The sequence below is a fragment of the Virgibacillus necropolis genome, assembly GCF_002224365.1.
Taxonomy (GTDB): Bacteria; Bacillota; Bacilli; order Bacillales; family Amphibacillaceae; genus Virgibacillus_F; species Virgibacillus_F necropolis.
The window spans coordinates 439,296-451,635 of record NZ_CP022437.1 but is presented as its reverse complement, the minus strand read 5'-3'; the positions used below and the strand labels follow the sequence as shown (position 1 = coordinate 451,635).

At 36.9% G+C, this 12,340-nt stretch carries 12 protein-coding genes; 4 read left to right on the top strand and 8 right to left on the bottom strand.

Annotation, left to right across the window (positions count from 1 at the left end; all coding sequences use genetic code 11):
• The first annotated feature begins 309 nt into the window (after nt 1-309).
• The 4 genes from CFK40_RS02330 (at nt 310) to CFK40_RS02315 (ending at nt 6,135) form a co-directional block, all read left to right on the top strand.
• Nucleotides 310-1,302 (top strand): ABC transporter substrate-binding protein, encoded by a 993-nt coding sequence (locus CFK40_RS02330; protein ID WP_089530488.1) that lies wholly within the window; start codon nt 310-312, stop codon nt 1,300-1,302.
• 51 nt (nt 1,303-1,353) lie between these two features.
• A complete protein-coding gene (locus tag CFK40_RS02325) occupies nt 1,354-2,415 on the top strand; it encodes an NAD(P)/FAD-dependent oxidoreductase (protein ID WP_089530487.1) in 1,062 nt (353 codons plus the stop codon).
• A 264-nt stretch (nt 2,416-2,679) separates the two neighbouring features.
• Nucleotides 2,680-3,498, top strand: a complete 819-nt coding sequence (locus tag CFK40_RS02320) for a YitT family protein (protein WP_227001911.1) — start codon at nt 2,680-2,682, stop codon at nt 3,496-3,498.
• Between the two features lie 264 nt (nt 3,499-3,762).
• Nucleotides 3,763-6,135: an immune inhibitor A domain-containing protein gene (locus CFK40_RS02315; protein ID WP_089530486.1), complete on the top strand. Its 2,373-nt coding sequence runs from the start codon at nt 3,763-3,765 to the stop codon at nt 6,133-6,135.
• 226 nt (nt 6,136-6,361) lie between these two features.
• Here CFK40_RS02315 and CFK40_RS02310 read toward each other — a convergent pair whose 3' ends face one another.
• From CFK40_RS02310 to CFK40_RS02275, 8 genes are all read right to left on the bottom strand, one after another.
• On the bottom strand, nt 6,362-7,327 hold the full coding sequence (locus CFK40_RS02310; protein WP_089530485.1) for a 2-hydroxyacid dehydrogenase: 966 nt from the start codon (nt 7,325-7,327) through the stop codon (nt 6,362-6,364).
• Nucleotides 7,328-7,347: 20 nt separating this feature from the next.
• Nucleotides 7,348-7,548: a CDGSH iron-sulfur domain-containing protein gene (locus tag CFK40_RS02305; protein ID WP_089530484.1), complete on the bottom strand. Its 201-nt coding sequence runs from the start codon at nt 7,546-7,548 to the stop codon at nt 7,348-7,350.
• 300 nt (nt 7,549-7,848) lie between these two features.
• The gene (locus tag CFK40_RS02300) at nt 7,849-8,937 is read right to left on the bottom strand and encodes a HAMP domain-containing sensor histidine kinase (RefSeq protein WP_089530483.1); all 1,089 of its coding nucleotides are present in this window, start codon (nt 8,935-8,937) and stop codon (nt 7,849-7,851) included.
• Nucleotides 8,927-9,607: a response regulator transcription factor gene (locus CFK40_RS02295; RefSeq protein WP_089530482.1), complete on the bottom strand. Its 681-nt coding sequence runs from the start codon at nt 9,605-9,607 to the stop codon at nt 8,927-8,929. Before CFK40_RS02295 ends, CFK40_RS02300 begins: the two co-directional genes overlap by 11 nt.
• Nucleotides 9,608-9,648: 41 nt before the next feature.
• Nucleotides 9,649-10,251, bottom strand: coding sequence for a TlpA family protein disulfide reductase (locus tag CFK40_RS02290; RefSeq protein WP_089530481.1), 603 nt, complete (start codon nt 10,249-10,251; stop codon nt 9,649-9,651).
• A gap of 18 nt (nt 10,252-10,269) precedes the next feature.
• Nucleotides 10,270-11,028, bottom strand: coding sequence for a cytochrome c biogenesis CcdA family protein (locus CFK40_RS02285; RefSeq protein WP_089530480.1), 759 nt, complete (start codon nt 11,026-11,028; stop codon nt 10,270-10,272).
• Entirely contained in the window at nt 11,028-11,672 is a 645-nt protein-coding gene (locus CFK40_RS02280; RefSeq protein ID WP_089530479.1) for a glycosyltransferase family protein, read from the bottom strand. Before CFK40_RS02280 ends, CFK40_RS02285 begins: the two co-directional genes overlap by 1 nt.
• Nucleotides 11,673-11,914: 242 nt before the next feature.
• A complete protein-coding gene (locus CFK40_RS02275; RefSeq protein WP_089530478.1) occupies nt 11,915-12,298 on the bottom strand; it encodes a DUF302 domain-containing protein in 384 nt (127 codons plus the stop codon).
• Nucleotides 12,299-12,340: the final 42 nt, after the last annotated feature.

The following is a 12,340-nucleotide window of genomic DNA, read 5'->3' as shown; positions in this document are numbered from 1 at the left end:
AACAGAGCGATGCAGTGTGAGTGCTTTGCTCGCACGGAAGCGAACTGCTTATGTCCCCTAGTGTCTAGGCGCTGGAGCTAGACAGATAATCGCCTTTATACTTTCTTTGCTCTCAAGAGCAAACTGCCATAACCCCTTTTAAAGAGGTTATGGCAGTTTTTTTAGAAAACTTGGATTATCACTGATATCCATTAAAAATTTATACTTTCATATCCGTGTAAAATATTATTGACATCCGCAACAACTATTGATAAAGTTTAATTGATAATGATAATCTTTATCAATTAAACAATAAGAGAGGATGATTTTATGAAAAAGGCTGGATATATTGTACTTATACTGCTTATTTCTATCTTGACAGCATGCAGTGAAAAGGATGGACAAGAGACTACTACTTCTAAGACACAATCTGTTTCAGGTGATAAGACCATAACGATTGAAGATGGTATGGGCGAGGTAAGCCTCGAAGGAACACCTAAAAGAGTAGTGGTATTAGAATGGACATATGTTGAACATCTTTTACCTCTAGGCATTGAACCAATAGGCGTATCAGACGTTGAAGGATACAACAAATGGATAAACGTTGGCGAACCACTAAGTAAGTCTGTAAAAGATGTTGGTACCCGCGCTGAACCTAACCTAGAAGCTATCTCGCGTCTAAACCCAGATTTAATTATTGGGGTAAAATACCGTCATAAAGGGATTTTAAAACAGCTACAGGATATAGCTCCTACTGTTATTTTTGCTCCATATTCCGAAGAAGGTGTCAAAAACCAATACCAGCATATGTTGGATGAATTTCATACCATTGCAAAGATTTTCGACAAACAAAAGAAAGCTGATGAAGTTGAACAGCAACTTGAACAAACTTTCCAAGAACAGGGGAAGCGAATTACAGATGCAGGCTACGAAAAATTAGATGCTGTTGTTACGCAAGCTTTCACGTCACAAAACGCACCAGTATTACGCTTATTTACGGATAATTCCGTTGTTGCCGGTGTGCTAGAAAAAATGGGAGTCAATAACGCCGTCCCATCTGACAAACCAGAGAAATATGGTTTCCTATCCGTTTCGGTCGAAGCATTGCAAAATTACCAAGACAATCATTTCTTTTATCTAGTACAAGAGGACGATACTATTTTCAGTAAACAATTAGCAGGTAATCCCGCTTGGACCAATCTAAACTTTGTAAAAGAAAACCATACATATAAGCTACCAGGCGATATGGGAACCTTTGCAGGACCGCTGTCAGCTAAAAGACTATCGGTAGAATTTGCTGATGCATTAGTAAATAAGAAATAGAACCAATCCATAGTATAGGTGATCTACTTATTCCAGATGAGGAGAATTCATATGAATCATAATGAAATTTATGATGTTACGATTATTGGTGGAGGACCTGCAGGATTATTTTCCACCTTTTATAGTGGGATGCGTGCGATGAAAACAAAACTTATCGATTTCCAACCACAATTAGGTGGAAAAGTTAATGTGTATCCTGAGAAAATAATTTGGGATATCGGGGCTCTAACACCGGTAACTGGTGAAAAGCTTATGGAACAAATGATTGAGCAGGCATCAACCTTTGACCCAGAAATCGTTTTAAATGAAAAGATCATAAAAGTAGAAAAGCCATCGGAAGAACAACTATTCATACTGACAGCTGCTAATGGAAATAAACATATAAGTAAAACCGTTATTTTAGCAGTAGGTGGTGGAATTCTAAAACCAATCAAACTAAATATGCAAGGTGCTGACCGCTTTGAGGTTACAAATCTACATTATGTAATACAAAGCCTAAATAAATTCAAAAATAAAGACGTTATGATATTAGGCGGTGGGAACGCTGCTATCGATTGGGCTGTCGAATTAGAACCAGTAGCAAAAAGTGTTAAAATTGTCCATAGAAGAGATCAATTTGATTGCCATGAATCACAGTTAACACATGTTAAGAAGTCAACTATCCAAATTCACTCGGAGTCCACAGTTAAACAATTAGTTTCAACCCAAGACAATACAAAAATTAATTCGGTACTCGTGAAAAATAATAAAACAGGTAAATCCTCTCAAATTAAAGTGGATGATGTAATAATAAGTTATGGTTTTGAAAGAGAGTTATCGTTTATTAAAGACAGTCCACTCGACATTGAACTAATAAATGATTACTTTATCAATGGAACAGCAAAGTCACAAACTTCTATTGATGGTCTCTTTGCAGCTGGCGATATACTAGCCTTTGATGGGAAAGTCCATCTAATAGCAGGCGCTTTTACAGATGCAACAAATGCAGTAAATCAAGCAAAACACTATCTGGACCCATCATCAACTGCGACTGGCAGGGTCTCCTCTCACAACAGCCGCTTTGAGGAAAAGAATAAAAAAATTCGCAGCCATTTATATGTAAACAATTCATAAAACCAAGAGAAATCATCTTTTTCAATTAGAAATAGATGATTTTTTTTATTTCGACTGCCACTTATAAAATTAAGGATATCACAAATAATAATGTATAAATCTAGTTCACATAGCTTTTTACAATTATGGTATAATAGAGAATAGTCTAAATATTTTATAGATAGGAGGAAAAATATGCAAGAGGACCAAATGCCACAAGACTTTGTTCATGTAAAAGACGCTAACCGCCAAAAGAAACTCACTAGATCTAAACTACTAAAAAGAATGCTTTTTGTTCCACTTGGCGCAATTTTAGTAGCAGTAGGACTAGAAATATTTTTGGTACCTAACAACATCATTGATGGAGGAATCATTGGAATTTCCATTCTTACATCTTATTTAACCAATATTAATCTTGGGATTTTGCTTGTCCTCTTTAACCTTCCATTCTTTCTAATCGGTTATAAACAAATCGGTAAAACATTTGCCCTTACAACCCTAATGGGCGATATAATTCTTGGAATCGGGGTCGCTTTATTTCATCCGGTTCCGGTTCTAACAGACGATCTTCTACTAGCCTCGGTATTTGGGGGGCTTTGTCTCGGGGTAGGTGTAGGTCTAGTAATTCGTCATGGTGGTTCATTAGACGGCACGGAAATTATGGCTATTTTATTTAACAAAGCAAGCCCATTTTCTGTGGGTGAAGTTGTTATGTTTATGAATGTTTTTATTCTTGGCAGTGCAGGATTCGTATTCGGCTGGGATCGTGCGATGTATTCTTTAATTTCTTATTTTATCGCGTTTAAAACAATTGATATTACAATTGAAGGATTGGATCAGTCCAAATCAGTCTGGATTATCAGTGATCAACATAAAGAAATCGGCGAGGCAATAAACGCTCGCCTTGGTAGAGGTGTGACCTACCTAAACGGTGAAGGAGCCTACACTGGTGAAGAAAAGAAGGTTATTTTTACTGTAATTACTAGACTTGAAGAAGCAAAAGTGAAAAATATTGTAGAGGATAAAGACGAATCCGCTTTTCTCGCCATAGGAAATATCCACGATGTGAAAGGTGGTCGTTTTAAGAAAAGGGCAATTCATTAAGAAGGGATTTTCTAATGTTACATGCTATTTGCATCATTAAAATGAAAATAATAGATCAAATTACCTATTAATAGTCAGTTAATTAGTACTATTTTTAAAATTGTCCTTCTATTATATTTACAATATTTCGCCTAGACTCTATTATTAGACTGTTACCAAACTTCTTTTATTGGAAGTTTACTAGTTGTTAACAAGGAGGTCTACATAATTTTTAGGGATTTAGGGCAGATAAATCTAACCATATTATAGGGGGACGTGGAATAAATGAAAAAAGGAATTATTCTTTCTACAACTCTAGCACTTACGTTAGGGTTTGGAACTGTAACTACTAGCGCAACAACAGCAGGTATTCCTGAATCTAACAATCTTTCTGCAAAAGTTTCATCCTCAGTTGGGTCACCAGTAGATTTAGGTATTGCGAACGATGAGAAATTAATAGAAATGCTTAAAGAAAATGGCACAATTGCAAATGACGCTACTCCTAAAGAAGCTAATAAAGCTTTAAAAAAATACCTAAAAGGAAAGGCTGATACTGCAAAAAAGACGAAGGATAAGCTACCTAAGGGCTTGGATGGAAAAATGAAGGACAAGACAAAAAAGCACGATAATGGCCTTACAACTGGTAAAGGTAATAAACTTGGACAAGCTAAAAAGCAAGACATAGATTCTGTGGAAAAAGAAGCTTATAACGGCGAAACTCGTTCTGATAAGGTTCTAGTACTAGCAATCGATTTCCCAGACTATGAAGCAAGCTCTATTACAAACGAAGAAACAGACATGTGGTATGAAAATTATACTCATGAACATTTCCAAAATATGATTTTTGGTGAAGATGGATATGAAGGGCCTAACGGTGAAAACCTTGTATCGATGAAACAATACTACGAACAACAATCTGGTGGCAGCTATACGGTAGATGGTACAGTTGCAGGCTGGTATACAGCTGAACATCCAGCTGCTTACTATGGCGGAAATGTTCCTGCACCAGATGGCAGTGATGCCCGTGCACGTACATTAGTATTTGAAGCACTTAAAAAAGCTGGACAGGATCCAAATGTTAATTTAAGCGAGTATGACGTTTATGATCGCGACGATTACGATGGGGATGGCGTATATGCTGAGCCGGACGGCATTATTGACCACCTAATGGTTATCCATGCGGGTGTTGGTGAAGAAGCTGGTGGAGGATCTCTTGGTGGAGATGCAATTTGGTCTCATCGTTGGAATCTTGGTGGATTAATCGCTGTTCCAGGTGGCTCATCTGAAAGTGATCGCTTCGGTGGTCAATTAGCTGCATTCGATTACACAATTGAACCTGAAGATGGCGCTGCTGGTGTTTTTGCTCACGAATATGGTCATGATTTGGGCCTCCCAGATGAATATGACACAATTTACAGTGGTGCTGGTGAAGCAGTATCGTACTGGTCACTTATGGCAGGCGGAAGCTGGGCTGGAGATATTCCTGGAACAGAACCACCTGGAATGAGCCCATTTGCTAAAGAAATGCTACAAGAATTACATGGTGGTAACTGGTTAAGTGGAACAACACTTAGCGCAGATGAAATCACTAGTGAAGGTACTTCTGTACTTCTTGACCAAGGCGTAACAAAAGGTACAAATAATGATGCTGTGCGCGTAGACTTACCTGATAAATCTACTGTTGTGAATACACCATATAGTGGTGAGTATGAATACTTCAGTGGAAGTGGAAATAACCTTGATAACTCAATGGTTACATCTCTTGATTTAACAAATGCTACAACTGCATCATTTAACTTCAAGGCATGGTATGACATTGAAGTGGATTGGGATTATGCTTCTGTACAAGTGAAAGAAGAAGGTTCTGATGAATGGGTTTCTGTTGAAGGTAATATTACAACAGCAACGAATCCACACGATCAAAACCCTGGATTTGGTATTACAGGAAAATCTGATGGTTGGGTTGATGCATCATTTGATCTATCTGCATATGCAGGACAAAATATCGAAGTGAAATTAAACTATTGGACAGATGTTGCTGCAACACTTCCTGGCCTATATGCTGATGACATTACAGTTACAGTTGATGGTGATATTGTTATCTCTGACGATGCTGAAAGTGAATCAGCATTTAATTTAGAAGGATTCACTAAAGACCAAGGTAAGTTCTACTCGGAGCATTACTATTTACTAGAGTGGAGAACGCATAATGGTGTTGACAAAGGTCTTGCTCATATCCGACGTGGCGCTAGCTTAATGAGTTTTGATCCAGGTTTAGTAGTTTGGTATGTTGATGATTCATATGATAACAACTGGACTGGTGATCACCCGGGTGAAGGATTTCTAGGTGTAGTTGATGCTGATCAACGTGCTGTAAAATGGAGTGATAAAAATGTAGCTGCAACTCGCTATCAGCTTCATGATGCTGCATTCAGTCTAGACAAAACGGAAAAAATGTTTATCGATTATAGTAATATAAATGGTCTTACAATGAAAGATAACTTTACAAAACGTACACCATTGTTTGATGACCGTGCAGACTGGAGCAACCCAGGTCTAGTTGATGCTGGTCGTAACGTTCCAGAACTAGGATTAAAATTCCGTGTTATTGGACAAAGCGATGATGAAACTGTTGGTAAGGTATTGATTTATAAATAAGCATTAGAATGAAGTAAAGAGAATCCTATCTTCCACTTTGGAGGATAGGATTCTTTATTCTTTTCATGTTGATTTATCGCATTTTTATTTTGAGGATCGACTTTTAGAGTTGGTCGATCAACTTTCCGGTCGTGCCGATTGACTTTTTGATGGTGACGATCAACTTTCCAGAATTGTCGATTGACTATCGTGTTATCTCGCTCAACTTCATAAATCTGCCCCCCCTTTACCTTACTGTTTCTTTATTTACTAGATTCACAGGCGCTTCATCATTCAGTCCTTGCACCAGGTTCATCATAGCTAGTTCAAACATTTTCATTCTAGTTTCAAATGTTGCTGAACCGATATGTGGAACAGTAATTACATTTTCCAATTGCAAAAGTTCGTTATCCGTTTGAATTGGTTCTTTTTCAAATACATCTAAGGCAGCGGCGTATATTTCACCCTCTTTTAAAGCTTTAATTAAAGCCTTTTCCTCAACATTTTCACCGCGTGAACCATTGATAAAAATAGCCGATTCTTTCATTAGTGAAAATTGCTCTTCACCCATAATTGGTGGATTATTTTTGTTTGCAGGTGCCATCAGAAGAACATAATCAGCTTCTGTCAAAAGCTCATCAAGACTACAGTATGTGGCGTCGAACTCGTTGTCTCTCCTCGTTCTATTGTGATAAAGGATTTCCATATCAAATCCGAAATGGGCGCGCTTTGCAACAGCAGCACCAATCCGACCCATGCCGATGATTCCTAATTTTTTATGGTGAACATCAACACCATACTGCTCCATTCCGACCATTTCCATCCACTTCTTATTCTTAACAAAACGATCAAGCTCCGTAATTCTTCTGGCAGCAGCAAGCAACAAGGCCATCATTGCATCGGCGGTTGTATCTGTTAAAACATCAGGTGTATTCGTTCCCATCACATGGTGTTTGTTCATTTCCTCCAGATCAAAGTTGTCGTAACCTACAGAAATATTGCTGACGATTTGCAGATTGCGCGCCTGTTCCAAAAGCTCTGAAGTAATTGGCAACCCCATTCCAATTAGTCCCTTACAATCCTGTAATTCCTTCAAAAAAACTTCATACTCTTGTCCAAGATCTTTAAAATGAACTAGATCGACATGTTCTTTTAGCTTTTCAACTGCCAGATCTGGTAGGTCGTGATATGCAATTACTTTTGGTTTACCCATGATTGATTATCTCCTCCTTATTACACTCTCGGTTTACTTTCAAATCCTGCTTTCTTATGTGTTCCATCACAATATGGCTTTGTCGATGAATGTCCACACCTGCAAAGCGAATAAATTCTTTTCGTGGTATACGCATTTCCCTCCGCATCTACTAGCTCAATATCTCCTGACACAAGTAGCGGTCCATTGTCATTCACTTTTATTTGTAATTTATCATTCATAAGAATCCTCCTTTTCTTCGTTTCTGGATCAAAAACATATAATTGAAAACGTCACAGTTAAACTACCCTTATTTTTTCATTATTCTATACCCTTAAACTTCGACAAACGTCCAGAAAACTCCTTTATTTTTGATTACACAAAAATAGTACAAGAGCATTTCATGCCCTTGTACTCCTAATGAAAAGTGTATGTTTGTGATTCAATTTTTAGTTGTAATTATTTCACTTACATATAAATTCATTCTTATATTGTTAAGAAAAGACTTGCCATAAAGACAAGTCTTGATAAATTGATTTTATTCAGCTATTAACCTTTTGAAATGGTAGAGTAAACCAAAAAATATGGTGATTATTCACAGACTCCATTCCAATCGTACCCTTATGATGTTCAACGATTTCTTTTGAAATGGCGAGGCCTAGGCCTGTTCCTCCTGTTTCACGATCACGAGATTGGTCTACCCTATAAAAGCGCTGAAATATTTTATCTTGATCCTCTATAGGAATTGGTTGACCCGGACCTTCAACAGAAAAATAATAGTCCGATTCAAGGGTTTTTCCTTTTATTGTAATGGAATCTGTACCTTGATAATATAAAATGGCGTTTCCCACTAAATTACTAACAACTTGTGAAATTCCTTCACTATTTACATCCACGACTATATTCTCCGTTTGAATATTAACTGTTATGTTTTCTTTTTTCAGCGACCATCGAAACATTTCAACTGATTGTTTAATTAACAATGCCATATCTACAGCTTCTTTTTCAGAATATGTTTGTTGTGATACATTATCCCATTCTTTTAATTGTTCTATTTGTTGGACCATATTCGTAAGACGCTTTGACTCCTTGTATAGTGATTCATATAATTCTGGATTACCATCAATCATTCCGTCTTTTAATGCGCGTAAATAACCGTTCAGATTCGTTAAAGGTGTACGAAACTCATGTGATAAATCTGACACAAGTTTTTGTCGATGAAGTTCATTGTTTTTCAATTGCATAATCAAATCGTTAAATTGGCTAATTAATTGCCCGGTCTCATCTTTGGTACTAACTTCAATAGGCTTTGGGTATTGGCCACGTTTCATAACTTTTGTAGATTGAATCAATTTCCGGATAGGACGTATTAATTGCTTGGTCAAATAAAAATGAATCATACTGCTCATTACAATTGCAGTTATACTAAAAATACACAAATAATGGAATAAAGTTGAATTAAATAGATTCTGTTTCTCCTCATTCATTGTTCCAAACCCATCAACTAAAAAACAGGCTGTGTTATAGATCGCCCAACAGCTGACAGCAATAAAAAATGCAACAATTACTACATTTAACAATGTTAACCGCCATAAAAATTGTTTAGGTAGCCACGACTTCTTATTGAACAAATTTATACCCCATTCCTCTAACTGTACAAATCCGTTTGGGTTCTTGAGGATTATTTTCAACTTTTACTCTCAACTTTTTTATATGCGCATCGATGGTACGATCCAAAACATTTTTATCAGCATTTGGATATAGTTGTTGAATAAGATCTTCCCTTGATAGGACCACGTTTGGGTTTTTCATAAAATGGAAAAGAAGCGTGAATTCATGCTTTGTTAAACGCAATTGTTTATCAAAAAGTAGAACCTCTCCTTTTCGTGGTTTAATACATAACCCGTCATATACTATTTTTTGACAAAACTGTCCCGTTCTTCGTAGAACCGCTTCAACATGTGCAACAAGTTCGTCTGGATCAAATGGTTTGGTTATATAATCATCGGCCCCTATTTTCAAGCCATTTATTTTATCAACTGTTCGTACTTTTGCTGACAGCATAATAATGGATACTTCATTTCGTTCCTGTTCTCGTACCCATTTACAAAATTCCTCGCCACCAAGTTTAGGAAGCATTAAATCAAGAACTATTAAACATGGATACTGATGTAAAAAGGAATCTTTTGCTGCTTCTCCATCGGCAGCTTCGACCACATGATAACCAGCTTTTTTCAAATAAATGCTAACAAGTTCACGGATCATATTATCGTCTTCTACAACGAGTATCGTTTGTTTCACGGAACTGCACCTCCCCCGTCATTATACACAACAAAAGATATCTACTTCATCTTTTTGAATTCTTGCAGCATCATATCATAATTCATTGCGCCTAATGCTTTAAATTGGATACGACCATTTTTATCTATCATATAGGAAGTCGGGTATGCCTGGACTTCATAGGTATTAGAAACTTGAGAGTTCTCATCCATCAGAACTGGAAAAGTCATCTCGAACTCTTTTACAAACTTGGTGACATTATCGATGCTCTTTTCTGTTTCTGTTAAATTGATTGCTAAAATAACAACGTCCTTATTATCATAAAATTTTTGAAGATCAGGAATTTCGGCCCGACATGGAGGACACCAAGTCGCCCAAAAGTTGACCACTACTTGTTTCCCCCTATAGTCAGATAGCTGGGCAGTTTCCCCGTCTAATGTTTTCAATTTAAAATTTGGAGCATAGTCACCTATATCAAGCCCTACCTCATCGGAATTAACGTTCTCTTTTTCATCTTCCTTATCCATAGGCGGAGACGTTATGGCATTGCCCGACATATTGTCACCATCTTTCTGATTGGTAGTTTCATCAGACGAGTATACGAAATCATAAACAGCCCAACCAAACATTCCTATTATAATCACAATAAAAATTACCTTCTTCATTGATTATTACCTCCGTTACTAGCCTAATTTTGCAAACCATGTATCCTGTACCAACTTAAGTAGAAATTCTGTAATGCGTGGCATTTGGCCAGTAAATAAAACCAACCCCATAATGATCATAATGGTGCCGCCTACTTTCATAATCACTTGACTATGACGAACAATCCATCTAGTTGATCCGAGGAAAAAAGTCAGGACAAGAAATGGTAACGAAAAACCGACAATATACATAGCCGTATAAAATACACCTTGTCCTGGGTTACTCGCAGCCAAGAATAAAATGGATCCGAAAATTGGACCAATACATGGTGTCCACCCCGCAGCGAATCCCACCCCAACAAAAAATGTCCCAAAATAGCCAACAGGTTTCTTGGAATAATGGAATCGCTTCTCTTTCATTAAAGCTGTGATATTAATCCAACCTGCGACAAATAACCCCATAGTAATAATGAAGATCCCCGCAATACGCTGAATTAGCAGTCCAGATTCACCGATTAACAATTGTTGAATCCATTGCCCTAAAAACGAAGCACTGACACCTAAACTAATAAAAATAAGCGAAACTCCCAGCAAAAAGAATAGGGAATGGCTCACTAATTTTTTGCGAATTTTAGCATCCTGCTTCCCTTGCAATTCCTTCACACTTATCCCAGTAATATACGATAAATACGCAGGGAAAAGCGGTAGAACACAAGGTGATAGGAAAGACAACGCACCTGCGCCTATCGCCATAAACATTCCTATTACCAACATTGTATCTGTCTCAATACCACCCATTATGACACCAGCTTTCTCTGTTTATAAATAATTAGTATAAAACTTGTTATAAAAAATAACCCGATAAACCACGAATCCATTATATAGCCGAATACCGTTGTAAAGCTCAGGATGTATTCAAGTACAAACACACCTGCGGACCAGCCAATTAACATCATTAATGTCACTGTTGGACCTGCCATACGGTCACTAACTAGCAGGTATACTATCAGAAGAATAGTCAATAAAACCGTGTATCCAATCGAATATGTATTGTTATTCCAAACAATTTGAATAAACTCATACACAAATGACGCCACTAAAAACACAGGGATGAAGGATTTGATTAATTGAAACACATCGATTTGGCGCCGCTTCGACTTATAAGTAAGTATTAAGGCACTAAATAATATGGCTAGATAAAACGCATGTGAGCTACTTGGATATGCCAAAATTGCTAATGGATCTTTTATGAATATAAAAAAATTCATTATTATTTTTCCAAGCCAAATAAAAATAAAAAAATTAATAAGTTGTGAAGCAATTTCCTCCATTTGTTTTTTCTTTTGTGCTTTTGATAAACCGCTTATTATATAAAAAGAAATCAATCCTGCAATTAAACTTATGACAATAATGGCGATAGATAATACCTTCGCTGTGATCATAGAAGTTCCTCCAGTCAAATGCCTTCCTAATTTTATACTACAAGATGAATGTGAAAGTTTGATGAAAATAATTAGAAAAAATATCAGGACTTACCTTTGTTCACGCTCGAACATGCGTGAAGTACTATCCGTCTACTGAAAATACGATCCGTCATCGACATTTCACTATCCGGTGGGATCACTCAGAAACTAAAAAGGGCGACAAGGGGCAAGCCTCGCCCTTAGTCACCCCTTAAGTATCTTTAAACGCTTTGATCCATACAACTAATTAACTTATCCTCAATTTCTGTAGCTTTCTCTTTAATCGATTCATCTTCGACCATTTCTACTAATACTGTTGGTCTAGGCATACCGATTTTAATCATACCTGAATCTTCATAAACAACGAGCTTACATGGCAAGAAATATCCAACCATCTGGTTCTTGCTCAACATATGCTGTGCCTCTTTTGGACTACAAACCTCTAACACTTGGTAAGGTTGATTGAACTGGAGTCCTTTCTTTTGCAATGTATCTTTAATATCAAATTGCCAAAGAACTCCAAAACCTTCTATCTTTAAGTTTTCTTCAAGTGATTGAATTGCTTCTTCCATTGTCTTATTTGTTTCTACTGTATAATGAAACATGAACACATCTCCTTAAGGCGTTAACTTTCACTAAATAATTTG

What these genes read in the sequence shown, in the direction of transcription:
- CFK40_RS02275 (WP_089530478.1), bottom strand. Translation starts at nt 12,298, where the DNA reads ATGTTTCATTATACAGTAGAAACAAATAAGACAATGGAAGAAGCAATT.
- CFK40_RS02325 (WP_089530487.1), top strand. Translation starts at nt 1,354, where the DNA reads ATGAATCATAATGAAATTTATGATGTTACGATTATTGGTGGAGGACCT.
- CFK40_RS02310 (WP_089530485.1), bottom strand. Translation starts at nt 7,327, where the DNA reads ATGGGTAAACCAAAAGTAATTGCATATCACGACCTACCAGATCTGGCA.
- CFK40_RS02285 (WP_089530480.1), bottom strand. Translation starts at nt 11,028, where the DNA reads ATGGGTGGTATTGAGACAGATACAATGTTGGTAATAGGAATGTTTATG.
- CFK40_RS02305 (WP_089530484.1), bottom strand. Translation starts at nt 7,548, where the DNA reads ATGAATGATAAATTACAAATAAAAGTGAATGACAATGGACCGCTACTT.
- CFK40_RS02315 (WP_089530486.1), top strand. Translation starts at nt 3,763, where the DNA reads ATGAAAAAAGGAATTATTCTTTCTACAACTCTAGCACTTACGTTAGGG.
- CFK40_RS02280 (WP_089530479.1), bottom strand. Translation starts at nt 11,672, where the DNA reads ATGATCACAGCGAAGGTATTATCTATCGCCATTATTGTCATAAGTTTA.
- CFK40_RS02290 (WP_089530481.1), bottom strand. Translation starts at nt 10,251, where the DNA reads ATGAAGAAGGTAATTTTTATTGTGATTATAATAGGAATGTTTGGTTGG.
- CFK40_RS02330 (WP_089530488.1), top strand. Translation starts at nt 310, where the DNA reads ATGAAAAAGGCTGGATATATTGTACTTATACTGCTTATTTCTATCTTG.
- CFK40_RS02320 (WP_227001911.1), top strand. Translation starts at nt 2,680, where the DNA reads ATGCTTTTTGTTCCACTTGGCGCAATTTTAGTAGCAGTAGGACTAGAA.